Source organism: Streptococcus sp. GMD6S, assembly GCF_000297015.1.
In genome coordinates, this window is record NZ_AJRH01000001.1 from 1 (window position 1) to 644 (window position 644).

At 32.9% G+C, this 644-nt stretch carries 2 pseudogenes; one reads left to right on the plus strand and one right to left on the minus strand.

The features are described 5' to 3' along the window. A pseudogene (locus GMD6S_RS00005) lies at positions 1 to 162 on the plus strand (RpiR family transcriptional regulator); the annotation flags it as partial. Positions 163 to 457: 295 nt separating this feature from the next. Here the strand turns inward: GMD6S_RS00005 and GMD6S_RS12060 are convergent. Continuing rightward, positions 458 to 644, minus strand: a pseudogene (locus GMD6S_RS12060) (class I SAM-dependent methyltransferase); the annotation flags it as partial.

Consider the following 644-nt stretch of genomic DNA (forward strand, 5'->3'; position numbering starts at 1 on the left):
CAGCGTATTTCCGCTCAACTCCCTATGCTCATTTTAATAGATTTGATTTATGCCTACTTTTTGGAAATCAATCGCGAGAGCAAGGAAAAAATCTTTAACAGCTATTGGGAAAATAAAAAGCTCAACGGCTATCGTAGACAAAAACGCGTTAGAAAATCCTAGTTTGGTTCAACCAAACTAGGATTGTTTTGTCTTGAAATGATAGTAGACTCATAGGTAGTCTTTCCAATCTTTCTCTTTGTTCTAATGCCTTGTTTATCTGTATTTTCAGTTCTTCCTTAAATCTCCTTTCCATTTTTGAATGTTTGACATCAAAAAAAGGAAGTTTCAACTATTTGCTGCTTTTACTTCCTCTCTCTAATTTTATTTAATTATTTTGCTTCGACAAAGTGAGATTTAGATTTTAACCCTTCAGGAAAATAAAATGAGCTATTCTCCTGAAGTATGTTCTATAAGTTTATAGTTTAATGCAAAGTGTAGCGATATAATCATTTCCATAAGGTGATAATCGATGTCTTTTATCACATGATTCATAAAAATCGATCATAGCGAGACCGTTTTTTAGTTGTCCTCTAATCTGTGTTTCTAAGGTATGGCTAAATTCATATCCATATTCTGGATTGATGGTGATTTTGCCTTCCTCT